This is a genomic window from Pseudoruegeria sp. SK021 (genome assembly GCF_002119405.1).
Classification (GTDB): domain Bacteria; phylum Pseudomonadota; class Alphaproteobacteria; order Rhodobacterales; family Rhodobacteraceae; genus Meridianimarinicoccus.
The window spans coordinates 1-636 of sequence record NZ_MTBG01000122.1; the positions used below are offsets into that span (position 1 = coordinate 1).

Annotated in this window: 1 protein-coding gene; it reads right to left on the minus strand. The window is 60.7% G+C overall.

Annotated elements, in window-relative coordinates; all coding sequences use genetic code 11:
* Positions 1-617: hypothetical protein (locus BV911_RS18895; RefSeq protein WP_205963932.1), on the minus strand; the 617-nt coding region annotated here is incomplete at its 3' end.
* Positions 618-636: the final 19 nt, after the last annotated feature.

Sequence of the window (636 nt, forward strand, 5' to 3'; positions counted from 1 at the left end):
ACCTGACGCTTCGATATCTCCAGCCCGATCCCGTTCAGGATAGATGTCAGCCGTTCCGTCGTCACCTGTCCCTGAGCGTGCAGCGCAAGACAGAACCGGCGCAGGTTGGCACCGAAGCCGCCGAACAAGCCGTCCGGCAAGGGCGCGATGAGCGTTTTGCCTTCAGGTGTCAGCCAGCGCTCCCGCCGATAACGGACAAGTTCTGCTGAGATCACCAAGTCACGTACCAGAACGGTTTCGTATCCTTTGAAGCGCGAACCGGACGGTGCTGAGGCTGTCAAAACCTCCTCGCGGGTGATGTTGTGCGTGTCGCGTTTGGCACCTCGTGGCCGTCGCGGACCACCCGGCTTTCTGGCACCATCTTCCGTAGCCTTTTCCATCCCCGACGGTTTGAAGGGCGGCCGTGGCGGCAGATTCTTCAGCCGCGCAATCTCGTCGCGCAACTCCTGGTTCTCAATTTGCAAAGCGGCACGGCCTGCCTCGGCCGTCTCCAGACGGCTCCCGAGCGCGCTCACCTGATCTTCAAGGGATCCCAGCTTCTGGGAAAGGTCAAACACCAGCCGCCGCAACGCGTCTGTCGAAAGTGTCTCAAAGGCAGCATCGTCAACTGGGCTCATGCCATCTTGAATCAGCCCC